Source organism: Thiocapsa rosea, from assembly GCF_003634315.1.
GTDB classification, from domain to species: Bacteria; Pseudomonadota; Gammaproteobacteria; order Chromatiales; family Chromatiaceae; genus Thiocapsa; species Thiocapsa rosea.
In genome coordinates, this window is sequence record NZ_RBXL01000001.1 from 2,381,377 (window position 1) to 2,404,522 (window position 23,146).

Below are 23,146 nucleotides of genomic sequence, written 5' to 3' on the forward strand. Positions count from 1 at the left end.
GCGGGATCCGCAACCCATGACGAGCGAGATACTGGATGACTTCGTCGACCCCTCGAGTTGGCAGGCATACGCCTCGGGACGGGCGCAGCTTCGGCTGCAGTCCGACACAGGTCCCGACGGTTCCGCGCTGCGGCTCGACTTCGATTTCCACGGTGGTGGCGGCTTTGTTGTGGCCAGGCGTCCGACGACGCTCAGGCTTCCGCCGGCCTACTGTCTAAGGCTCGCCGTCCGCGGTGCGATGCCGCCCAGTCAATTCGAGCTGAAGCTGGTCGATTCGGGTGGGACCAACGTCTGGCGCTATCTGCAGGAGACGCTCGAGCCCGACGGTAATTGGCGCGTCCTCGAGATCCCGAGCCGCCTGATCGACTTCGCCTGGGGGCCGGCCGGCGGCGGTGTGGCGCGCGAGATCGGTGCGATCGAGATCGCGATCGTTGCCGGCTCCGGCTCCGGCTCCGGCTCCGGTGGCCGAGGCCATCTGTGCATCGCCGAGCTTCGCATGGAGGACCGCACGCCGCCCTGGCCGCCGGGACTAGCAGCATCGGCCGCCCTGCCGGGACATCCGCCCACGGCTGTTCTCGACACCGGATCCGCGACCGACTGGCGTGCCGGCTCCGGTTGCGGGGAGGCAACACTGACTCTGGATTTTGGCCGCGAATGCGAGTACGGCGGATTGATCCTGCACTGGAACGAGCCCGTGCTCCCCCCGGAGTCCGATCCGGCGGGCGAGCGCGCCTTCCGGCTCTATGCCTCGAACGACGGGGAGGCTTGGCGCCTGCTCTACACCGCTGCACGCGCCGGCGGCGTCTGCAACCTCGTCGGTCTACCGAACGCATCCTCGCGCTATTTGCGACTTGCGCTCGATCCGGGGCCGGACGGCGTCTACCCGGCACTGGGATCGATCGCGCTTCAGCCCGATGCCTTTTCGCGCTCTCCCAACGAGTTCTTCCATCATGTGGCCGAACGCGGGCCGCGCGGGCGCTATCCGCGTTGGCTCTATCGTGAGCAGACGTATTGGACGGCCGTGGATATCCCCGACGGGGGGATTCCAGCCCTGCTCAACGAGGACGGGTTGATCGAGGTCGGTCCCGCCGCGGGCAAAGGCGCCGGCTGGACGCTCGAGCCCTTCCTGTTCGTTGACGAGGGTCTGCTCGGCTGGGCCGAGCTGGCGCTGATGCCGGCTCTGGAGCAGGGCGAGCTGCCGATCCCCTCGGTGACCGGGGCAGGGGCCGGTCTGGTCCTCGTGACCACCGCCTTTGCGGCCGGCGTTCTCGGGCAGCGGGTGCTCTATGCACGGTATCGTCTGGAGAATCGGCGCGACACCCCGGTCGCGGCCACACTCTTCGTCGCGGTGCGCCCCTTCCAGGTCTCGCCGCCGTGGCAGGGCTATGCCGACATCGGCGGCGTGAGTCCGATCGATCGGCTTGCCTATTGCGACCGCTGGGTTCGGGTGAACGACGACGAGATTCTGGTGCCGCTGAGCGCGCCGAGCGGATTCGGTGCGGCGACCTTCGATCAGGGCGCGATCACCGATCGGCTCGCCCTCGGCCGGCTCCCGCCGGACCAAGCGGCGGACGACCCGCTCGGCTTTGCCTCGGGGGCGCTGCGGTTCGATCGGGTGCTCCCGCCCGGCGAGGTCGAGGAGGTCGTGATCGCGATCCCCTTCGCCCGGGACCGCGCGGGGCCGGTCGTGGATGCGCTGCGGCTCGGGCACGGGCTCGATGCGAACGCCGGATTCGACGAAGCGATGCACGACTGGTCGCAGCGGCTCGGCGCGGTTACCTTCGCGCTTCCGCCCTCGGCCCGCATCCTCGCGGCGACGGCCAAGACGGCGCTGGCCCACATCCTGATCAACCGCGACGGACCGGCCTTTCAACCCGGGCCGCGTCGCTACACCCGGTCCTGGATCCGCGACGGTGCGGTCATGTCCGCCGCGCTGCTGCGCATGGGGTGCCGGAGCGAATCGGCGGACTTTGTTCGCTGGTACGCCGGGTTTCAGACCGAGGCCGGCGAGGTGCCCTGCTGTGTCGACCACAAAGGCCCCGATTGGCTGCCCGAGCACGACAGCCTCGGCGAATTCATCTTCGCCGTCGCCGAGCCGGTCCGCTTCACCGGCGACCGACAGCTCGCGGCGGATCTCTGGCCGGCCGTGCGCCGTGCCGTTGCCTATTTGGAGCAGTTGCGCGCCCGGCGTCTGACCGATGCGGAGCGCACGCCCGAGCGCCGCGCCTGTTTCGGTCTTCTACCCGAGTCTGTGAGCCACGAGGGGTATCTCGCCCAGCCGGTGCATGCCTACTGGGACGATCTCTGGGCGGTGCGCGGGCTCAAGGATGCCGCCTGGCTCGCCGAGATCCTCGGCGAGGACGCCGAGCATGCGCGCCTGACCGCGCTCTGCGAGGACTTTCGCCGCACCCTCTACGCCTCGATCGCGCTGACCATGTCCGAGCGCGGGATCGACTTCATCCCCGGCTCGGTGGAATGGGCCGACCCCGACCCGACCGCCATTGCGGTGGCCTTGACCCTGATCGACGAGGGCCACCGCCTGCCCGAGGCCGCCTTGCAGCGCACCTTCGAGGAGCTTCTGAAGCGCTTTCGAGCCATGCACGACCGGAGCGTGGACTGGACGAACTACAGCCCCTACGAGGTCCGCGTGGTCGGGGCCCTCATCCGACTCGGGCGCCGCCGCGATGCCCATGAGGTTCTGCGCGTCCTCCTCGCCGATCTGCGCCCGCCGGCCTGGCACCAGTGGCCCGAGATCATCTGGCACGATCCGCGCGCGCCCGGCCATCAGGGCGACCTGCCGCATGCCTGGATCAGTGCCGAGTATGTCCTGGTCTTTCGGGACCTGTTCGTCTACGAGCGCGAGGTGGACGGGTCGCTCGTGGTCTGCGCCGGGATTCCACTCGACTGGTTGGATGAAGGCCCGGTGAGCGTGATCGGTCTGCCGACCTGGTATGGCCTGCTGGACCTGCATCTCGGGCGCGGGGCAGGGGATGCCATCGAGCTGAGCCTCGCGGGCCTCGACCGGATCCCCCCGGGCGGGATCCGCTTCGCCCCGCCGCTCGATCTCGCGTCGCGGTCCATCACCGTGAACGGCGCGCCGACAGACGAGGTCACGGCGGCCGAGTTGTTGATCCGTGCCGTGCCGGCGCGCGTGGTCGTGAGCTGATCCGCGTCTGCGCCGACCGAGTTTGTCTTTAAACCGCGTCCAGAGCGACATGCGACATTTTCGTTTTGCGTTTGGCTTTGGAGATGTCCTCGATCTCGGTGAGACGCGGTTTAAAATTTAATGTTTTTTAGTATGTTAAACCGCGCCGACTCCAACGGTCGTCAAGTCGGCCGGGGCCGATCCCATCCGAAAACATCGCATACCGCGCCGGGCGCGGTTTAGATTAGGCTTGTCAGGAACCCCAACGATGGACACCGATCGCTACAACCGACCGCAGGTCGCGCTTCCCGCCATCTATCGGCTCTCGAACGGCCGCTATGCGGTGTCGTTTTCGGAGGTCGGCAGCGGTGTCTCGTCATGGCACGGGATCGGCCTGACCCGCGGGCGGGCCGATCCCGTGATCGACGACCTGGGCGCGATCCTGTATCTGCGTGATCTTGAGACCGGGCGTTTTTGGTCCGCGGGCTATCAGCCGACCCGCGTTCCGGTACCGCTCTACCGCTGTCGCGCGGTCGGCGAGGGTCCGGAGGCGGGCGTCGAGCTTGAACGCGAGACCGAGGAGCTGTTCTCCCGTCTGACCCTCGGCGTGGAGGCCGCATCCGACATCGAGTGTCGTCGTCTGACCCTGCAGAATCGCTCCGCGCGTGCGCGGCGCATCGAGGTGACCAGCTATCTCGAGGTCGTCCTGAACGACCCGAACGCGGACGCCGCACACCCGGCCTTCAGCAAGCTGTTCGTCCAGACCGATCGCGACACCGACTCCGGCGCCCTCTTGGCCCGGCGCCGGCCGCGTGCCGCCGAGGAGCGTTGGCCCTGGCTGGTCCACGCCGTCGCCGGCGCCCAGGCGATCGGCTGGGAGACCGACCGTCGCCGCTTCCTCGGGCGCGGGGGCAGTCCTAATGCCCCGGCGGCCTTGCTCGGCACGGAGCCCTTGTCCGATGCGCTCGGCAGTGTTCTGGATCCGATCCTCGCACTGCGCGTCGTTGTCGAGCTTGCCCCCGAGGGCGAAGACGAGATCCTCTTCCTGACCGGGGCGGCGGAGGGGCGCGAGGCGGCCTTGGATCTGATCCGACCCTTTCGAGACGGACGCGACGACGCCCGTTCCCCTGCGCGTCGATCGCCGCAGCCTCCGGAGTCGGCAACGCCGATGGTGCCGCCGTGCGCCGAGACGGATGCGATCGACCGGGACGGCGAGGCCCTGCGATGCTTCAACGGTCACGGTGGATTCTCGCCCGATGGTCGTGTCTATGTGATCCGCCTGTCCTGGAACGGAACCGCGCTGCACCGTCCGCCTCAGCCCTGGATCAACGTGATCGCGAACGAACGTGCCGGGTTCCTGGTCAGCGAGACGGGCGCGGGTTATACCTGGTGTCGCAACAGCCAGGCCAATCGGCTGACCCCTTGGTTCAACGATCCGGTCGGCGATCCGCACGGCGAGGCGATTTATCTGCGCGACGAGACCGAGGGCGATTCGGCAGCGGTTTCGCGGGGCGAGGAGGTCTGGTCGCCCCTGCCGGGTCCACGTCCGGCACCGGTGGACTATGAGGTCCGCCACGGTTTCGGCTATTCTGCGTTTCGTTGTGATTACAAGGATCTGGAGCAAGAGGTCACCCTCTTCGTGCCACGTCGCGACCCGGTTCGCATCCTGCGCCTGCGGTTGACCCATCGCGGGACGCACCCGCGCACACTCTCGACCTTCTCGTATCAGCACCTGGTGTTGGGCAGTCAACCGAACACGCCCGGGGCGATCGAGACCGCGTTCGATCCGGAGCGCGACATCCTGCGAGCAGTGAACCCGGCCGCGGGGGATTTTGCCGGCGCGATCGTCTTTGCCGCGACCCTGGTCACGAGCGGCCGAGTCGAGCCGGTCGGCCTGACCTGCAATCGTGCCGCCTTCATCGGCCGTCATCGCGATCTTGTCTCGCCGGCTGCCGTCGTGTCCGGCGCCGACCTCTGCGGTGCCGCCCACGGCGATGCCGTCCAAAGCGATTCCGACGCCGCCGGCACGGACGCCTGTTTCGCGCAGCAATCAAGGATCCAACTTGCCCCCGGCGAGACGGCGGAATGCGTCTTCCTATTCGGTGAGTGTCTCGACGAGGCGGAGCTGGACGCCCTGCTCGCACGCTATCGCGGTGCGAATGCGGTCGCCGAGGCCATGGCGGAGATGACGGGATTCTGGACCGACCTGACCGACGCGCTCCGGGTCGATACGCCGAGCCCGGCGATCGATCTCATGCTCAACGGTTGGCTGACCTACCAAAACCTGGCCTGCCGCCAATGGGCGCGCTCGGCCCTCTATCAGTCCGGCGGTGCCTTCGGCTATCGCGATCAGTTGCAGGATGCTTCCGCCTTGGTCGGCCTGCGCCCGGATCTGACCCGCGCCCAGATCCTGCTGCATGCCGCCCATCAATTCAGCGAGGGCGACGTGCTGCACTGGTGGCATCCCGCGCCTCTGGAGCGGGGCCTGCGCACCCGTTTTGCGGACGATCTGCTTTGGCTGCCCTTCGTGACGGCCGACTACATCCGCGCGACGGGGGATATGGCGATCCTGGACGAGTCCATCCCGTTTTTGACGGCGCCGCTCCTCGCGCCGGGCGAGGACGAGGTCTACCTTCGGCCCGAAGACAGCGGTGAGTCGGCCGATCTCTACGAGCATTGCTGTCGGGCGATCGACCGCTCGCTCACGCGCGGCGCACACGGTTTGCCGCTAATGGGCACGGGTGATTGGAACGACGGGATGAACCGCGTCGGGCGTCTCGGGCGCGGGGAGAGCGTCTGGATGGGCTTCTTCCTGTATCGCATCCTCGCGGATGTGCTGCCCCTCTGCGAACGGCGCGGAGACGCCGCGCGCGTCGCCGCCTACGGCGCCTATCGCGACGCGCTCATCCCTGCACTCGAAGACGCCGGGTGGGACGGGGACTGGTATCGCCGCGCCTACGACGACAACGGCATTCCGCTCGGCTCGCACACCAACAGTGAATGTCGGATCGATGCGCTTGCTCAAGCCTGGTCCGTGCTCTCGGGTGCGGTCGATCGCACCCGGGCCACGCAGGCGATGGCCGCCGTGCATTCGGAGCTGGTCGACGAGGACCTGGGCCTGATCCGCCTGCTCACGCCGCCATTCGTCGATACGCCGCAGGATCCAGGCTACATCAAGGGCTATGTGGCCGGCGTGCGCGAGAACGGCGGCCAGTACACCCACGCGGCGTGCTGGGCCGTGATGGCCTTTGCCGAGCTTGGTGATAGGGAGCGGGCGGCCCCGTTGCTCGAACGCCTCACGCCGGTCTGGCACACGCGCACACCCGAGCGGTTGGCGAACTACGGGCTCGAACCCTATGTGGTGGCAGCGGACATTTACGGCGCAGCGCCGCATGTGGGGCGCGGCGGCTGGAGCTGGTACACCGGCTCCGCCGGTTGGCTCTATCGAGCGGCGCTCGAGTCGGTGCTGGGGCTGCGTGTCGAAGCGGGGCGCACTCTGCTCCTCCGACCCTGTATCCCGAGCGATTGGCCCGGGTTTCGAATCCTCTACCGCCTCCCCGACGGGGCGACCCGTTGCGACATCCGGGTCTCGAATCCGCATGGCGGCGCGGAGGTCGTCGTTGCGCGTCTGGACGGCCAAGATGGGGTGGTTTCGGCGGGGACCGCGCGGATCGTCCTGCCGGCCCGGGGAGGGTTCTATCGCATCGAGATCGAGATCGGTCGGCGAGCCGCCGACGGCGGTGATCTCGACGTCTGATCCGAGCGCCGAGCAGGCTCCGTCGCGACGTCGTTCAAGGGACTTCACGCGGACCCGACGCTCACTTAAGATGTGCATCTATATTGACCTGCTTGATGGCGGTGGAGAAGGAGTCGGGGCCTCGCGCTTCGGATCGATGCCGCGTCGCACGCCAGGGTCATCCTCACCTTCGCGGAGCTCACCGCGGGTCGGCCGATCGGTCGGCGCCGCGGCGGCCGTGCGTCGACGGCGAGTCCGCGGCGAGCGATCCGAATCCCTCCTCGACGATCCCGATGCACGGTCGCGGCCGATCACCGAGCCACTCCACGGCGGTTGTCCTGACCGCACGGGCGCCGCATCCGGCATCGACAACTCCGCCATTCGCAGCCCACAACAACGCTCTCCGACCGGCATCTCTCACTGGACAACCTGGCGCTTTCGACTATGAATCCATCTCGCGACCTCAAACGCATCTCCGCCGGCCTGCTCGTCGCTTTTGCGATGACGCTCGCGGGAGAGGCCGTCTCCCAGCCCGCTGCGGCGCCGGAGGATGCCGGCGTGCCCGGTGCCTTCACCTTCGCCAACGTCGTGCGCCGTGCCGCGGAGCTGGCGCAGGCTCCTTATCAACGCGATGCGCCCGAGCTTCCCGATGCCTTTGCCTCGCTGGATTACGACGGGTTCCGCGACATCCGTTTTCGACCGGATCACTCCCTTTGGCGCGGCGACGGTCTGCCGTTTCAGGTCCAGTTTTTTCATCGCGGATTCATGTTCCAAGACCGGGTGACCATCAACCTCATCGACGGGGAGGAGGTCACGCCGATCGAGTTCTCGACCGAGCTGTTCGATTACGGCAAGAACGCTGTCCCCGAGCAAATCCCGCACGACCTGGGATTTGCGGGTCTGCGTCTGCTCTACCCCATCAATCGCGACGATCTCTTCGACGAGGTCGCGGTCTTCCTCGGTGCCAGCTATTTCCGCGCGGTGGCCCAGAAACTGAACTACGGGATCACGACGCGCGGCCTGGCGATCGATACCGGCCTCTCGACCCGCGAGGAGTTTCCGCTGTTTCGCGAGTTCTGGATCGAAAAACCCGCGGAGGATGCCGTCGAGATCACGGTCTATGCCCTCATGGACAGTCCGAGCGTCTCAGGGGCGTATCGGTTCGTCATCAAGCCCGGGCTAGAGACGACGATGGACGTCAAGAACCACCTCTACTTCCGGGACTCGGTCGAGAAGGTCGGCATTGCGCCCCTGACCAGCATGTTCATGCACGGCGAGCTCACCGAGCGGTTCATGGATGATTTCCGCCCCGAGGTGCACGATTCGGACGGACTCATCATCGAGACCGGAACCGGCGAGCGCATTTGGCGTCCCTTGATCAATCCGCTCGGTCTGCGCATCAGTACCTTCCAGGTCGAGAACCCTCGGATGTTCGGTCTGCTGCAGCGCGACCGCGATTTTGCCCACTACCAGGACCTCGAGGCGCATTACCACAATCGTCCGAGCGCGCAGGTCGAGCCGATCGGCGACTGGGGCAAGGGCGTGGTCGAGGTGGTCGAGATCCCGAGCAATTCGGAGCGCTACGACAATATCGTTGCCTTCTGGACGCCGGAGCGCCGCGTCGAAGCCGGCGACGAGATGGAATTTGCCTATCGTCTGAGGTATTCCGGCGACCCGGAGGCGCGCCTGACGGGCGGACGCACCCTCGCAACCCGTATCGGCGCCGCCGGTACCGACGTCCTGGATTCCGATCGGCGCAAGTTCGTCGTGGATTTCGTCGGCGAGAACCTCTCGACGCTGCCGCCCGAGACCCCGGTCACGGCGACCGTGACCACCTCTTCCGGCGAGTTGTCTCCGCCGATCGCCCAGCACAATCCGCAGACCGGCGGATGGCGGCTCTTCTTCGAGCTGACCCCGGAGCGCGGTCGATCGGCCGAGCTGCGTGGTTTCCTGTCCGAAGGCAATGACGTGCTGACCGAGACCTGGAGCTTCGAGTGGCTTCCGCAGTGAGTGCGGGATTCGCTGGTGTATTGCATGCGCAGCTCCAAGGCGGCGAGCCGGTGGCCGCGTCGCCGGCCGACTGGGAGCAGGCGTTGCCGCGCGTCGCTCGATACCTGCGCGCGCTCGGGGTTCGCGACCCGAGCGATCTGGATCGCCTGTTGACGGCAATCCGCGAGCGTTTCGAGCGTCAGGTGGCGACAAGCCTGGTGCCCGATGCCGTGGAGACCGGGATCGAGGAGGCGTCCAAGCTGCTCGACGAGTGGCTGGCGAGCGAGCTCGGTCCGGACGTCCCTGGGTCGATGCGTGGTGTCGCTCGCGCGGTTGTGCTGAGCGGTGCGGTGCCCGGCTGGGTCGGGGTTTGGTCGGGGCGCATGCCCACGGCGAGCGATCAGTCCGGCAGTCGGCCGATCGGCGAGCGCATCCGTGCCGGCAGTTTTGCGCCCGTTCCGGCGCCGGCGCCGCTGGCCATGGCGACGCAACGCATCGATCCCTGTTGTTACCGTCTTTTTCGGCGGCTCGCGCGCCGGCTGCGAGGGATGCCCCCCGAATCGCCCCCCGGATCTCTCAATCGGCGTGCGCATCTCGGACAATCCGTATGAAAGGCGTCTCTTCGGGCGGGCGCACCGACCCCGCGTATCGTCGGGCTCTCTTCTTCTCACTGGTGCTGTTGACCACGCTGGGTGCCATGAGTCTGCTCAGCGGCGTCTTCCAGGATGGCGGCATCACCCCGCTCGAACTCGCGCTCCTGCTGCTCTACGCGATCTTGATCCTCTGGATCAGCGCCTCCTTCTGGACCGCCGCCATCGGTTTCATCCGCCTGCTCTTCCGGGAGAAGGACCCTCGCCCGAGTGCAGGCGCCGGCGTGCCGGCGCCCGGCATGGGTGTCAAGACAGCCCTGGTCATGCCTGTCTACAACGAGGACCCCGAGCGGGTCTTCGCGGGTCTGCGCGCCATCGACCGATCGCTGCAGGAGATCGGACAGGCCGAGGGTTTCGAGATCTTCGTGCTCAGCGACACGCGCGACCCCGACATCTGGGTCGAAGAAGAGCTGCAATGGCGAAAATGGGCCGTCGAGGCGGGCCTGCCCGAGCGCATCTTCTATCGCAACCGGGTCGAGAACACGAGCCGCAAGAGCGGCAACCTAGCCGATTTCTGTCGCCAGTGGGGCGGGCGTTATCGGTACATGATCGTGCTCGACGCCGACAGTCTCATGTCCGCCGAGACCCTCGTGGAGATGGTCGCGCGCATGGAGCGCAATCCGGATGTGGCGCTGATCCAGGTCCCGCCGGTGCCGGTCAACCGGGTCTCGCTGTTTGCGCGCGTCCTGCAGTTCGCCAGCAGCCTCTACGGGCGTATCTTCGTCGCGGGGCTGAGCTACTGGCAAGGCGATACCAGCAATTACTGGGGGCACAACGCCATCATCCGGGTCCAGGCGTTCGCGGACCATTGCGGTCTGCCCGAACTGCCGGGGCGCGAGCCGTTCGGCGGCGAGATCCTGAGCCACGACTTCGTCGAGGCCGCGCTCCTGCGGCGCGCCGGTTGGAAGGTCTGGCTGGCCGACGATCTGGGCGGGAGCTTTGAGGAGATCCCCCCGACCCTGATCGACTATGCCAAGCGCGACCGCCGCTGGTGCCAAGGTAACCTCCAGCACGCCCGGCTCGTCTTCGCGGGTGGCTTCAGGCCCTTGAATCGGGTCCATCTGGCGATGGGCGTGATGTCCTACATGGCCTCGCCGCTGTGGCTCCTGTTTCTGCTGCTCACGGGCGTGCAGGCGTATCTGAACAGCTTGGATGTGCCGGTGTATTTCTTCGGGGACTATCTGCTCCCGATCTGGCCCGTCTCCTATGTGGTCGAGATGGCCACGGTCCTCTGGGTGACGCTGGCCATGCTCTTTCTGCCGAAGCTGTTCGCCTTGGTGCTGCTCGCCGCGCGCCCGCACTTGGGGGCCGCCCACGGCGGATTACCGCGCGCCACGCTCAGCGTCGTACTCGAGAGTCTGCTGTCGGTTCTCTATGCCCCGGTGCTCATGCTCTTCCAGAGTAAGTTCGTCGCCTCGATCCTACTGCGCAAGGTCGTCGGTTGGCCGCCGCAGCAGCGGGGTGATCGCGGGACTGGGCTGACGGAGGCGGTCGGCGCCCACGGCGGCCAGACCCTGCTCGCAGTGGGGGCAGGGCTGCTGACCTATTTTTACGTCCCGGCCTTCTTCTGGTGGTTTACGCCTGTTTTGGCCGGACTCCTTCTCGCGATCCCGGTTTCCATGGCGACCAGTCGGGTGTGGCCCGGCGAGCGGGCGAGGGCGCTCGGACTTTTCTTGACGCCCGAGGAGCACCGCCCGCCGCGCGTCCTTGAGCTGCTGACCGAACAGATGAAGAACACCGGAAGCGCCCTGTGCTCGGCGGACGCCGGTTCGGGTGAGGTTGGCTCGGGTGAACAGGGCTCGGAGGAGATCGTCGGCGATCTCTGGTATCGCGCCGTGATCGATCCCTGCGCCTATGCGCTCCACGCCTCGCTCTTGCCGGAAGAGATCCCCAACCGGCGGCGCAGGCATTATCTCGAGGGTCTGATCTTCCAGCTCCAGGACGAGGGGCCGGACAGCCTGAGCGCGGCTGAAAAACGGGTGCTCCTCTCGCATCGCGACGGTCTCGAGGAGCTGCATCTGTTGCTGTGGTCGGCGCCGGCCGGTCCGGCCGGCGTACAGGCGCCATCCCCGCAGCCGAGCTGACGGAGTCGGCGCAGAATAGAATCATCCCCGATCGTCTTGGACGAGGTCCGAGAGCAATGGGCCTTCAGGCGAGAGACGACTATCGGCGCCCGCCGGCCAGCCTCTGCTCCGGGTCAGCACGCAGTACGTGGGATGTCCCGTCGACGCCACGGCGCGCGATGTGTTTCCGCAACACCGACGGTCCGGTCAGACTCCGCCACCACGCGTGTTGAACGCCACGTTCCAATGCTCGTCCGGTGCGTCGACCGGGATCGCCGTCAGTTCCAGCGTGCCGACCTCGGTCACCGTGGCCTGAAGCCGGACCGCGACGACCTCGCCTTTCTTGTGATCCTTCGCGGGCAAGACGGTCTGGATCTCGGCGAGTTCCTCGAGCTCCTCTTCGCGCCACTCCTCGAGCAGCTCGCCGACCTCGTCCTCGCGCCGGACGCTCGAGCCGAAGAAACGGAAGCGCACCGGCTCGCCGACCACCAGACCGAACTCCTGCGGCGGGGCGACCGGACCCGAGCCCTCTTCGAGTCCGAACGGCACCAGGCAGAGCGCCTGGATCTCGGGCTCCATGCCGGGGATGGCCGGCATGGCGCTCTCCACACCGACATAATAGGAGTGGCTCGTGCCGCCGCGGATGCGCACCCCGCCGTGGCGCCGGACATGGGCGTAGAAGGCGGCCCCGCGGGCGACGGCCAGGTCCAGGTCCCGTGCGTCCAAGAGTCGTGCTTGGGCTGCGTCCTCGGCGGCCAACCATTGGTTGAGCACCTCGAGGACGCGCTCCTGCAGAACCGGTGCCTTGAAAACGCCGCCGTTGAAGAGCACGGCGGTCGGATGCAGGAAGCTCGCGCCCGGCGTCTGGGCGACGAAACCCTGCAGGTCCTCGGTCGCCCCGGTTTGTCGGCCGAGGAAGGCAGCCAGATGACGCGTCACGGCCGGGTCCTGCGCGTAGGGCAGACCGACCTTGGTGATCGCGCCGCGCGCGCGGACGGCCGGGCGACTGTCGGCGGCGACCGCCGGGAAAAAGCCCTCGATCAGGGTCGAGCTGACCTCCTCGCGGGTGAGTTCGGTGCGGATGCTGCCGCCGATCAGTCGCGAGCCGCGGCTCGGGACCACGACCGGCATGCTCTCCAGGTCCGGATCGGCCAGCAGTGACTCCTTGGCGATGCGGCAGCCGTGCGTCAATGCCTGCAGCTGCCAACGATCCAGGTCCACGCCGGTCTTCGCCAGCTTTTGTTTCAACAGATGGGCGAGGGTCAGGTCCATGTTGTCGCCGCCGAGCAGGATGTGCTCGCCGACGGCGACGCGGGTCAGCTCGAGTGCCCCGTCCTGCTCGGTGACCGCGATCAGCGAAAGGTCGGTGGTCCCGCCGCCGACGTCGACCACCAAGATGATGTCGCCGACCCGCACCTCGTGCCGCCAAGCGCCCTTGGTATCGTTCACCCAGGAGTAGAGCGCCGCCTGTGGCTCTTCGAGCAGGACCAAGTGCTCGATACCGATCGCACGGGCCGCCTCCGCGGTCAGCTCGCGCGCAGCCGGATCAAAGGAAGCCGGCACCGTGACCGTGACCTCCTGACGACTGAGCTGGTCGTAAGGAAACTGCCCGTTCCAGGCATCGCGCAGATGGGCGAGGTAATGCACGGTGGCATCGAACGGCGAGATGCGCGGGATCTCGTCCGGTGCACCGGCCGGCAGGATCGCGGACTTGCGGTCGACGTCCGGATGACAGAGCCAGCTCTTCGCGCTCGAGACCAGACGGATCGGCGTCGTCGTGCCCTGGTTGCGGGCCATCTCGCCGCAGATGCGGGTGAGGTCGGTCTGCCAGGGCAGGCCCAGGTCCGCGGCCTTGAGCTCGTCCGGATGCGGCAGATAGAGACAGGACGGCAGCAAAGGACGGGCCTCGACGGAGCCGGGGCCGATGAGCTGCGGGATGGAGACGAGGCCCTGGACGATGTTCTCGCCCTCGCTCTTGTCCGAATCCACGAACGACAGGGCGCAATGGGTGGTGCCCAGATCGATGCCGACGGCGTAGCGATAGTGGCTCACAGCTCCACCTCCGCGGCGGCGAGGATGCGCAGATCATGTCCGCCGGTGGTCTTGGGGAGATCCATCTGCGTAACCCGCCAGCCGCGATGCACCAGCGTCCCCTGGAACGGCGGATCGCCGACGACATTGCCGGTCGGTCGATTGGCCGAGGCGTCGAAACCGGGCGCCAGGACAACGCGGCTGCCCTCGGGCTCCTCGCGCACCGGCGCGATCTTCAAATGTGCGCTCAGGACACCCCGACAGCCCTGATGGACGATCCGTGCGGCAGCGCCGATCTCCTGATCGGAGGCGCCCTTGAGGTCTTCTTGCAGAAAGTCCACCAAGCGCCCCTCTCTCTGCAGCAAACCGAGCAGGAGCAAGGCTGAATCCGGCGCCGCGCTCGCCAAGGGCACCGCGGCGGGCCGCGCCAAGGCGTGCCCGGCGTCGCCTTTGGCGAGCGCCCCGACGGCGCGGGCGAAGCCCGGATCCTTCAAGATACGTTTGAAGCTGGTGAAGGCGATGAGGGCCCTCCGGAAAAAGGAAGGCGTTGCTGAGCCCATGGAAGCATCCTCGTGACGGCCGGTGTAATCAGTTCGGACGGCGGGCGATCGCTCGCCGTCCCGAGGTGCGCATGGTACCGCGCCGCTCGCTGTCGCTCGACCGTGGATTTCACGGAAATCCGGTGATCTACCTGCACCCGCCTCGATGGCATAATCAGGGCACCACCAACCGCCCGGATCGGGCGACATCAGGGGTCTCGGTCGATGCACCCGACGAACTTTCAGGCGCCCGGCGCGCCGACCACGGATGAGCGCCGCAAGATGGTCGAGATCGCGGCCTATTTTCTCGCCGAGCATCGGGGTTTCGCCCCGGGCGAGGCGGATTCCGACTGGCACCGGGCCGAGAAGGCGATCGACGCCATGATCGCGGATGGACTCGCCGGCGGACTCACCCACGGACTCACCCGGGGACTCAGTAGCGACTCGGTGCATCGTGCGGAGGTGTCCGAGGGGATCCGCAACGCGCTCAAGCTCGGCGGCGGACTGTCGGGTTGACCTTCTTCGCGCTCCGTTTAAGGCGATTTCCGAGAATTGGCCCGGGTCGGAGGACTTCGCCTTGAAAACCTCTTCGCTGGAGCCGCACGCCGTCTGCAACCGGGCGGACCTTCAATGCCATCCGGTGGATCTCTCCTGATGTTGGTCTTCATGCCGGAGGGCGTGTTTCGGCGAGGCTTTCAGCTGGCACTCTGGGGTTGCGCCCTGGTGGTGGCCTGGCTTGCGTTCGCGCCGTTCGCCGAGCCTGCGGGCTTCTCGTGGGATAAGGCCAACCACGTGCTGGCCTTTTTCGTCATGGCTGCGCTGGCGGACGGCGGCTATCCGGGTCGCGACCGTGAGTTGCCGCGCTGGGGGCTGCTGCTGGGCTACGGGCTCGTCATCGAGTTGGTGCAGTGGCCACTGCCCTATCGCGAGTTCTCCTGGCTCGACCTGGTCGCGAACCTCGTCGGCGTCCTGCTCTATATGGGCCTTCGCGCCTGGGTCGGCTGGCGCGTTCGACACGCGCGCGGGCCGGCTCGCAGCCGGAGGTGATACCGCGGCTCGGCGTCGCCGGGGCAGGCGGGTGTCCTAGCGCTCCAGTATCCTGATCACAGCGGACTCAGACGGCTTCTGATCGAGGCATCGGAGCGCAGCGCGGGGATCCATGCGGCGGGGCTTGCCGCGTTCGAATGGGCCGAGCGTCGACCCAACAGTATCCAGGCCCAGCGGACGTTGCTCTCCTTTGCAGTGCGACTGGGGCTTGTTCTCTTGGCGGATCGCGCGGCGCGGCAACTGCGCGCCTTGGGGCTGGTGACGCCGGGCTTTCCGGTGAGCCCCGCCATGCTTGCGGACGTGCTCGCAATGCCGGAGGGGACCTTGGCGACGGTCGAGCAGATCGAACGTTTCGACATCGGGACGCTCTACCTGGACGCACAGGATTTCTCCGGTGCGGTCGCTCGGCTGGATGGCGTGGAGATCATCTCGGCGCGCAACAATCGCGCGATGGCGCTGTTTCATCTCGGGCGGATCGATGAGGCGATGGCCGGATTCATGGCCAGTTGGGAGGCGGATCAGGGCAATCTGTTCGCCCTCGGCTGGATGGTCCGCCTGCGCCTGTATCGTGGCGACGAGGTGGGTGCGCAGGGTCTGACGATTCCCTTGGCGGCGGCCACCGCCAGGCGTCTGGACGACGCCCTGCTTCAGCTCGACGCACTGCTGTTGCTTCGACAGGACGCGGCCGCCCGGGATGCCTTTACACGCAGCAAGCAATCGAGGTCCACCGCGAGCCGGAGGTCATCGATCTCCCCGATGATTTGCGGGAGCTCCTCGGCGAGTCGATTGCGCGATTCAGGGCGGCCGATGATGCCGGCGCCGAAGCCCTGCTGGCTCAACTGCTCGCGCGGGTACCCAAGCATGCTGTCGCCAAGCGCAATCTGGCTGCGATCCGTGCCTACAACGGTCGGTACGCGGAGGCGCAGCAACTCTTGGCGCAGGTCGTTGCCGACCATCCGGATGACCTTCGCGCACGCTGCGATCTGGCCAACCTATTGATCCGAGATCGTAAACTTGACCAGGCCGACGCGTTGCTCAAAGGTTTGGCGGCGCGCCCACGGATCCACATTCATGATTTATTCCTCCTGTACGGGTCGATGGCCTTGCTGAATCGCGCGCGCGGTGACGTGGAGGTTGCCGATTCACTGATCGCCGGCCTCGAACCGATGGTTCAGACCGATGGTGATGCGCGCCAATTATTGAGGTTTGTCAGGGATCTGCAGGGTTCGGTTGGGCTTGGGACGACCTTCATGAAGGCCCTCACGGCTTTGGTGCGTGGGCCCGGGAAACCAAGCAGGGGGTAGGGCGGGTCGCTGATCAATGCGCAAAAAAAGCGCGACGGGCGTCGCGCTCGGAAGTTACCACCAAAGGAGGATGGAGGAGTGCACCGAAGCGCGAAGCTTCAGTACATCACCAGTTTCTTATTTGCTGTTTCTCTTGTCAACCCCTTCGTGAGAGCCCCTGCTCGATGGTCTCGAATCCGGTCCGAAACGTCGATTTGCGCACAAGGCTGTTGCGGGATCGGCCGCGCCCCCCCAATTGTCGTGGCGAGGCGAGGCCGAAACGCTTGGCTGAGTGAAGTGGCCTCGGTGCGCCACGGCGCGGTTGCGAAGCACAACGGGAGAGAAGAGCGATGGCGATTGAAACAGCGACACTCGGCGGCGGATGCTTTTGGTGCTTGGAGGCGGCCTTTCAGGGCGTCGAGGGCGTGCAGTCCGTGGTCTCCGGATATGCCGGAGGCCCCGGCGCGCACCCGACCTATCATCAAGTCTGCACGGGCACGACCGGGCATGCCGAGGTGGTCGAAATCAGTTTCGACGGCACCCGGATCGACTTCGAGACACTCCTCGAGGTCTTCTTCGCGATCCACGACCCCACGACCCTGAATCGGCAGGGTGCGGATGTCGGCAGCCAGTACCGCTCGGTGATCTTTTATCATTCGGATACGCAACGCGAGATCGCCGAGCGGGTGATCGCGCGTCTGAACGCCGAAGGCCTCTGGCCGGACCCCATCGTCACGCAGGTCCAGCCCGCCCCGACCTTTTACCCGGCTGAGGCGTATCATCAGGACTATTACCGCCGCAATACGAGCCAGGGCTACTGCCAGGTCGTCATCTCGCCCAAGCTCGCCAAACTCCGTGCGCGCCATGCCGCCCTCTTGTCCAATTAAACCGCGCCAGGTGCGGTATGCGTCATTTGTTGGAATGGCTTGGCCGCGCCAGCTCCGACGACTGTCGGAGCTGGCGCGGTTCAATCACGGTCGACGAATCGGCGCAACCGGTGCAGCATAGCGCCATGCCCGATTCATCCGTTCGACTCATCACCCTGGACCTGGACGACACCGTCTGGCCGTGCGTGCCCGTCATTCAGGCCGCCGAGGAGGCGTTTCACGACTGGCTGGTCCGACACGCCCCGCGTCTGGCCGAGGCCCACGATCTGGCGAGCATGCGCCGTCACCGCCGCGAACTCATGGATGCCATGCCCGAGATCGCGCACGACCTGGGGCAGATCCGTCGCCGCTCGTTGGCCATGCTGCTGGAGTCCTTCGACTATGCGGTGGGGCTGGCCGAGGAGGCGCTGGCGCTGTTCGACGAGCACCGCAATCGTGTCGAGCCCTTCGATGACGTACCCCCGGTGCTGCGGACGTTGTCCGCGCGTTACCGCTTGGTGTCGCTCACCAACGGCACCGCCAACCCCGAGGCGACGCCACTGCGCGGGCTGTTCGAGCGCAGCATCACGGCCGCGGATGCGGGTGCCGCCAAGCCCCATCCGGCGCTCTTCATGCGAGCACTCGAGCACGCCGGTTGCGAGCCGAGTCAGTGTCTGCACCTCGGCGACGACCCCTGGATGGATGTCGAAGGGGCACGCGCGGTCGGGATGACCGCCGTCTGGGTCAATCGCTACGGGCGGAGCTGGCCGGACGATCTACCGCCGCCCGCCCTGACGGTGACGACCCTTCATCAACTTTTGGATTGGCTCGACGCCGAGCCGCAGCACGACCCGAGGTAAGCACCCATGGATTTCGATCTCCTGGCCAACGACGGATTGGCCCGGCGCGGCCGTTTGCGCTTCATGCGCGGGACGGTGGAGACGCCGGCCTTCATGCCGGTCGGGACCTACGGGACCGTCAAGGCGATGACCCCGGAGGAGCTGACGGATCTCGGGGCCGAGATCGTCCTGGGCAACACCTTCCACCTGATGCTGCGTCCCGGCACCGAGATCATCCGCCGCTGCGGCGATCTGCACGGCTTCATGCACTGGGAGCGGCCCATCCTGACGGATTCGGGCGGCTTCCAGGTCTTCAGCCTGGGCGAGCTGCGCAAGATCACGGAGGAGGGTGTGCACTTCCGTTCGCCGGTCGACGGCAGTCCGGTCTTTCTGAGCCCGGAGATTTCCATGCAGGTCCAGCGCACGCTCGGCTCCGACATCGTCATGATCTTCGACGAGTGCACGCCCTATCCGGCCGACGAGACGCAGGCCCGGACCTCGATGGCGCTCTCGCTGCGCTGGGCCGCACGCTCGCGCGAGGCACACGGCGAGAATCCCTCGGCCCTCTTCGGCATCGTCCAGGGCGGCATGCACGAGGGACCGCGGGCCGAATCGTTGGACGGGCTTATGACCATTGGTTTCGACGGGTATGCCGTGGGCGGGTTGTCGGTCGGCGAAACCGAGGCCGAGCGACTGCGCATCCTCGATTTTCTCGCCGACAAGCTGCCGGCGGATCGGCCGCGTTACCTGATGGGCGTAGGAACGCCGGAGGACATCGTCGCTGCGGTCGGGCGCGGCATCGACATGTTCGACTGTGTCATGCCGACCCGCAACGCGCGCAACGGCGACCTCTTTACGCACCAAGGCAAGGTCCGGATCCGCAACGCAGCGCATCGCACCGACGAGGGGCCGGTGGATCCGCTCTGCGACTGCTACTGCTGCCGCCATTACAGCCGCGCCTACCTGCATCACCTGGACAAGTGCAAGGAGATCCTCGGCGCGCGTCTCCAGACGATCCACAATCTCCACTATTATCAGACCCTGATGCGTGGGCTGCGCGAGGCCATCGCTGCAGGCCGCTACGGCGCCTTCGTGAGCGAGTTCGAGGCGCTGCGGGCAACACCTGCTCCGGCTTGACCCAAGACGCGTCCTAAACCGCGTCCTAAACCGCGTCCAGAGCGACATGCGTCGTTTTCATGTTGCGTTTGGCTTTGGACGTGTCCTTGATCTCGGTGAGACGCGGTTTAGGCCCGTCGCGACGGACGCGTCTTGCCCGACGCTGCAACTTGCTCCGCGCTATGCCATAATTCGGCGCCGAGTTTTCCGGAGGTCGAGCGGCCTTTGCCGGCCCTCTCCTCGTTCAAACCGCCGGATCGCGACCGAGCGATCCCCAGACCAATAGGCAATCGAATTATGAGCTTCCTGATCTCAGATGCCGTCGCTCAAGGCGAGGCCGCTGCCGGTGCGGGTGACCCCTTTTTGGCACTGCTCCCGCTGGTGCTCTTTGCGGTCGTCTTTTATTTTCTCCTCATCCGTCCGCAGTCCAAGCGCCAGAAGGAGCACCGCAAGATGGTGGAGTCCTTGGCGAAGGGCGACGAGGTCGTGACGATGGGCGGCATTGCCGGGCGTATCGCCGACATCGGGGACAACTTTGCGCTGCTCGACATCGCCGACGGTGTCGCGGTGAAGATCCGGCGCAGCTCGGTCGAGTCCGTGATGCCGAAAGGAACGCTGAAAGACCTGTAAGCCCTTCGCCCGCACCTCGGCCGCGGTGCCTCGTGCGCCGCGGCGTCTTGACCGGATTCCTCCGGATCAGGGCGCGGGCGCCCTCTTTGGCGCCGGCCGGTGTCCGGCCCATCCCCGATCGCGCCCGCTGTTGCGACTGGAATTGCAATGAATCAATACCCCTTGTGGAAGAATCTCCTGATCTTGGGCGTCATCCTCGGCGCCTTGCTCCTTGCCGTTCCGAATCTCTTCTCTCAGGACCCGTCGATCGAGATCACCGCGGCGCGCGGCTCCGAGGTGACCGAGGCCAGTCTTGCCGAGGTGCGAGCGGCACTGGAAACCGCCGGTGTCCCCGTGAAGGATGTCGAGCCGCGCGAAGGCGGTAAGCTGTTGGTGCGTTTCCCCTCCTCGGCCGATCAGTTGGCCGGGCAGGATGCGATCGAACGGGCCCTCTCCGAGCGATACCGCACCGCGCTGACACTCTCGGCGGATCTGCCCGGCTGGGTGCGGTTTCTCGGTCTCAACCCCATGTCGATGGGTCTCGATCTGCGCGGCGGCATCCATGTCGTGATCGACGTGGATATGGAGGCTGCACTCGACCAGGCGCTCGAGCGCTATGTCGGCGACATCCGCACAGAGCTGCGCGATCGCAAGATCCGCTACCTGACCGTCGCACGCGAGGGCTCGCGCATCCTGATCAAGTTCAACGATGCTGCGATGCGCGACGATGCCGAACGGGCGTTGAAAAGTGAGTTCCGCGATCTCGCCATCCAGCCCCTCGATGAAGGAGGCCATTTCGTCATCGCGGCGAGCCTCCCGCCGGCCCAGCAGGAGCAGATCCGCTCCTTCGCGCTGCAGCAGAACATCACCACCCTGCGCAACCGTGTCAATGCACTCGGCGTGGCCGAGCCCAGCATCGCGCGCCAAGGTGATCGCCGTATCGTGGTCCAGCTGCCCGGTGCGCAGGATCCGGGGCGCCTGAAGGAGCTGCTCGGTGCAACCGCGACCCTCGAATATCGCCTCGTCGACACCGAGCACAGCGTCGCCGATGCCCTCGACGGCCGTGTTCCCGTCGGCAGCCGGCTCTACCGCGAGCGTGACGGCAAGCCGATCCTCCTCAACCGGCGCGTGATCGTCACGGGCGACCAGATCACCGATGCCTCCGCCGGTTTCGACAGCCAGAGCGGCAGTCCCGCAGTCTTCGTGAATCTCGACGGTCAGGGCGCGCGGCGGATGCGGACCATGACGACCGAGAACGTGGGCAAGCCGATGGCCGTGGTCTTCATCGAGAACGTCACCACCACCGAGATCGTCGACGGGGAGGCCGTGAAGCGCACCCGCAAGGTCGAAGAGGTGATCAGTGTGGCGACCATCCGTGAGCCCTTCGGACGCCGTTTCCAGACCACCGGATTGGACAGCAGCAACGAGGCGCATAACCTCGCGCTCTTGCTGCGCTCCGGAGCCTTGGCGGCCCCGATCCAGATCGTCGAGGAGCGCACCATCGGTCCCAGCCTCGGCCAGGACAATATTGACCAGGGCTTCACGTCCGTCATGGTGGGTTTGGCGCTGGTCCTGCTCTTCATGGCGCTCTATTACCGCGTCTTCGGTTTGGTGGCAAACGTTGTCCTGGTCGCCAACGTGATCATGATCGTCGCGGTTCTGTCCATGTTGCAGGCGACCCTGACCTTGCCCGGAATCGCCGGAATCGTCTTGACCGTCGGTATGGCGGTCGATGCCAACGTGCTCATCTACGAGCGAATACGCGAGGAGATCCGTAACGGAAGCACCCCGCAGGCAAGTATCCATGCGGGGTATGACAAGGCACTCTCGAGTATCGTCGACGCGAACGTGACGACTCTCATTGCCGCTATCGTGTTGTTCAGTTTCGGGACGGGGCCGATCAAGGGATTTGCCGTGACGCTGGTCATCGGCATCTTGACCTCGCTGTTTACCGCCCTCTACGGCTCGCGTGCACTGATCAATCTGATCTACGGCGGACGGCGCGTGAAGAAGTTGGCCATTTGAACAGCGTACTCGGCCGGGGCTTGTTGCCCCGGTGCCGGGGTGTGCCGCCGAGTCCGCACGAGGTCTCGGCGTCGACGTGGTTCAAGCGAAGGTACGTCCATGGTTTCAATCGCGTTCTGCTCCGAGGCGTGTCGATGGCTGCCAAGCCGATTGCATGCTGAAACTCTGCATGCCGCGCCGAGCGCGATTTAACCAAAGACGATCACAATCCAGGGCGTTCGATAACACGAACGTCCGAAATCAAGGGCGATTCCGATGAGAGACCTGAGTGTCATCAACGAGCTGAATATCGACTTCATGGGCATGCGCCGACCATGGGTCATCGTGTCCGGTGTGTTGATGGTGATCTTTATCCTGTCGATGCTGATACGCGGGTTCAACCTCGGTCTGGACTTCACCGGCGGTACCGTTCTCGAGGTGGGCTACCAAAACCCTGCCGAGCTGAGCGATGTGCGCGCCGCCCTCGAAGCCAAAGGTTTTACAGGGGCAACCATTCAGCATTTCGGTGCCCTCACCGACGTTCTGATCCGGCTCGCACCGCAGGAGGGCGAAGAGGCCAGCGCGCAATTGAGCGAGGAGGTCTTCACGGCGCTCAGCGAAGCTGTCGGGGGACAGGTCGAGCTGCGTCGCGTCGAGTTCGTCGGCCCGCAAGTCGGCGAGGAGCTTCGTGAGCAAGGTGGCCTGGCGGTTCTCTTCGCGCTCATCGGCATCCTGATCTACGTGGCCTTGCGCTTCGAGTGGCGCTTCGCCGTCGGCGCCATCGCGGCCACCATGCACGATGCACTTTTTGTTGTCGGGGTTTTTTCCCTCTTGCAGATCCAGTTTGATCTGACGGTCCTGGCGGCGGTTCTCGCGGTCATCGGGTACTCGCTGAACGATACCATCGTCATATTCGATCGCGTCCGTGAGAGTTTTCGCAGGATCCGCAAGGGAACGGTGCTTGAGATCACCAACCTAGCGATCAACCAGACCATGTCGAGGACCATCATTACCTCCGGCACGACCCTGCTTGTTCTCCTTTCACTGTACATCTTCGGCGGCGAGGCGCTCAGCGGCTTCTCGCTTGCGCTGATCATCGGGGTCTTTGTCGGGACCTACTCCACCGTTTTCATCGCCACCGCCACGGTGATCATGCTCGGGGTGAGTCGCGCCGATCTCCTTCCGGTTCCCAAGGAGGGCGCCGAGGCCGGCAATACCCTGCCTTAGGC

The 23,146-nt window shown here is 66.1% G+C and carries 17 protein-coding genes; 15 read left to right on the forward strand and 2 right to left on the reverse strand.

The window, feature by feature from the left end; genetic code table 11:
- Positions 1 to 16: 16 nt before the first annotated feature.
- The 5 genes from BDD21_RS10550 to mdoH all read left to right on the forward strand — a co-directional run bounded on the left by BDD21_RS10550 (position 17) and on the right by mdoH (position 11,604).
- Positions 17 to 3,166: a discoidin domain-containing protein gene (locus BDD21_RS10550; RefSeq protein WP_120797137.1), complete on the forward strand. Its 3,150-nt coding sequence runs from the start codon at positions 17 to 19 to the stop codon at positions 3,164 to 3,166.
- Positions 3,167 to 3,413: 247 nt separating this feature from the next.
- Complete coding sequence (locus BDD21_RS10555) at positions 3,414 to 6,902, forward strand: GH36-type glycosyl hydrolase domain-containing protein (RefSeq protein WP_120797138.1); 3,489 nt, start codon at positions 3,414 to 3,416, stop codon at positions 6,900 to 6,902.
- A gap of 423 nt (positions 6,903 to 7,325) precedes the next feature.
- Positions 7,326 to 8,891 (forward strand): OpgD/OpgG family glucan biosynthesis protein, encoded by a 1,566-nt coding sequence (locus tag BDD21_RS10560; protein ID WP_120797139.1) that lies wholly within the window; start codon positions 7,326 to 7,328, stop codon positions 8,889 to 8,891.
- Positions 8,876 to 9,481: a hypothetical protein gene (locus tag BDD21_RS10565; RefSeq protein ID WP_147431051.1), complete on the forward strand. Its 606-nt coding sequence runs from the start codon at positions 8,876 to 8,878 to the stop codon at positions 9,479 to 9,481. The genes BDD21_RS10560 and BDD21_RS10565 overlap by 16 nt, the downstream gene beginning before the upstream one ends.
- Positions 9,478 to 11,604, forward strand: a complete 2,127-nt coding sequence (gene mdoH / locus BDD21_RS10570) for a glucans biosynthesis glucosyltransferase MdoH (protein WP_120797141.1) — start codon at positions 9,478 to 9,480, stop codon at positions 11,602 to 11,604. Before BDD21_RS10565 ends, mdoH begins: the two co-directional genes overlap by 4 nt.
- Positions 11,605 to 11,790: 186 nt before the next feature.
- Here the strand turns inward: mdoH and BDD21_RS10575 are convergent, their stop codons facing one another.
- The gene (locus tag BDD21_RS10575; RefSeq protein WP_120797142.1) at positions 11,791 to 13,635 is read right to left on the reverse strand and encodes an Hsp70 family protein; all 1,845 of its coding nucleotides are present in this window, start codon (positions 13,633 to 13,635) and stop codon (positions 11,791 to 11,793) included.
- Positions 13,632 to 14,174 (reverse strand): DUF2760 domain-containing protein, encoded by a 543-nt coding sequence (locus tag BDD21_RS10580; RefSeq protein ID WP_120797143.1) that lies wholly within the window; start codon positions 14,172 to 14,174, stop codon positions 13,632 to 13,634. Before BDD21_RS10580 ends, BDD21_RS10575 begins: the two co-directional genes overlap by 4 nt.
- Before the next feature lie 204 nt (positions 14,175 to 14,378).
- Between BDD21_RS10580 and BDD21_RS10585 the strand changes: the two genes are divergently transcribed.
- From BDD21_RS10585 to secF, 10 genes are all read left to right on the forward strand, one after another.
- Positions 14,379 to 14,669 (forward strand): DUF2934 domain-containing protein, encoded by a 291-nt coding sequence (locus tag BDD21_RS10585; RefSeq protein ID WP_120797144.1) that lies wholly within the window; start codon positions 14,379 to 14,381, stop codon positions 14,667 to 14,669.
- Positions 14,670 to 14,807: 138 nt separating this feature from the next.
- Positions 14,808 to 15,200: a VanZ family protein gene (locus BDD21_RS10590; RefSeq protein ID WP_211335029.1), complete on the forward strand. Its 393-nt coding sequence runs from the start codon at positions 14,808 to 14,810 to the stop codon at positions 15,198 to 15,200.
- A gap of 180 nt (positions 15,201 to 15,380) precedes the next feature.
- Positions 15,381 to 16,199, forward strand: a complete 819-nt coding sequence (locus tag BDD21_RS27785; RefSeq protein WP_170164731.1) for a tetratricopeptide repeat protein — start codon at positions 15,381 to 15,383, stop codon at positions 16,197 to 16,199.
- Complete coding sequence (locus BDD21_RS29180) at positions 16,133 to 16,504, forward strand: hypothetical protein (protein ID WP_170164732.1); 372 nt, start codon at positions 16,133 to 16,135, stop codon at positions 16,502 to 16,504. Before BDD21_RS27785 ends, BDD21_RS29180 begins: the two co-directional genes overlap by 67 nt.
- Before the next feature lie 329 nt (positions 16,505 to 16,833).
- Positions 16,834 to 17,370: a peptide-methionine (S)-S-oxide reductase MsrA gene (gene msrA, locus BDD21_RS10605; protein ID WP_120797147.1), complete on the forward strand. Its 537-nt coding sequence runs from the start codon at positions 16,834 to 16,836 to the stop codon at positions 17,368 to 17,370.
- Between the two features lie 125 nt (positions 17,371 to 17,495).
- Complete coding sequence (locus tag BDD21_RS10610) at positions 17,496 to 18,209, forward strand: HAD family hydrolase (RefSeq protein WP_120799854.1); 714 nt, start codon at positions 17,496 to 17,498, stop codon at positions 18,207 to 18,209.
- A 6-nt stretch (positions 18,210 to 18,215) separates the two neighbouring features.
- Positions 18,216 to 19,325, forward strand: coding sequence for a tRNA guanosine(34) transglycosylase Tgt (tgt, locus tag BDD21_RS10615; protein WP_120797148.1), 1,110 nt, complete (start codon positions 18,216 to 18,218; stop codon positions 19,323 to 19,325).
- A 276-nt stretch (positions 19,326 to 19,601) separates the two neighbouring features.
- Positions 19,602 to 19,934: a preprotein translocase subunit YajC gene (gene yajC / locus BDD21_RS10620; RefSeq protein WP_120797149.1), complete on the forward strand. Its 333-nt coding sequence runs from the start codon at positions 19,602 to 19,604 to the stop codon at positions 19,932 to 19,934.
- A gap of 147 nt (positions 19,935 to 20,081) precedes the next feature.
- Positions 20,082 to 21,938 carry a protein translocase subunit SecD gene (secD, locus tag BDD21_RS10625; protein WP_120797150.1) on the forward strand — a complete coding sequence of 619 codons (1,857 nt, stop codon included), beginning with the start codon at positions 20,082 to 20,084 and terminating at the stop codon, positions 21,936 to 21,938.
- Positions 21,939 to 22,193: 255 nt separating this feature from the next.
- The gene (secF, locus tag BDD21_RS10630) at positions 22,194 to 23,144 is read left to right on the forward strand and encodes a protein translocase subunit SecF (RefSeq protein ID WP_120797151.1); all 951 of its coding nucleotides are present in this window, start codon (positions 22,194 to 22,196) and stop codon (positions 23,142 to 23,144) included.
- Positions 23,145 to 23,146 lie beyond the last annotated feature (2 nt).